This window comes from Acuticoccus kandeliae, assembly GCF_003073115.1.
In genome coordinates this window covers 1-525 of sequence record NZ_QBBV01000034.1, presented here as the reverse complement: position 1 = coordinate 525, position 525 = coordinate 1, and the positions used below count along the sequence as shown (strand labels likewise).

At 66.7% G+C, this 525-nt stretch carries 1 protein-coding gene; it reads left to right on the top strand.

Going from position 1 to position 525, the window contains the following annotated elements; all coding sequences use genetic code 11:
• Window positions 1–525: FAD-binding protein (locus DBV35_RS29165; RefSeq protein ID WP_117434498.1), on the top strand; the 525-nt coding region annotated here is incomplete at both ends.

Here is a 525-nt window from a genome sequence, read left to right as displayed (position 1 = left end):
TGTGCTCTTCCGATCTCGGCAACCTGTTCGAGATGTACGAGCGGATCACGGGTGAGAACCCGTACGAGGTCCCGATGCGGATCTTCCCCGCCGTGCACTACACGATGGGTGGCCTCTGGGTCGACTACGACCTGCAGTCGACCGTCCCGGGGCTGTACGTGGCGGGCGAGGCCAACTTCTCCGACCACGGCGCGAACCGGCTCGGTGCGTCCGCGCTGATGCAGGGCCTGGCCGACGGCTACTTCGTCCTCCCGGTCACCATCGGCGACTACCTGGCCAAGAACGAGCTCGACGCCGTCGCCGACGACGCGCCCGAGGTCGTCGAGGCCGTGCAGTCGGTCACCGACCGGATCGACCAGTTCCTGTCGATCAACGGCACCCGCACGGTGGACTCGTTCCACCGCGAGCTGGGTCAGATCATGTGGGACTACTGCGGGATGGAGCGCACCGAGGAGGGTCTGCGCAAGGCGCTGGACCGCATCCCCGAGCTCCGTCGCGAGTTCTGGAACAACGTCAAGGTGCCGG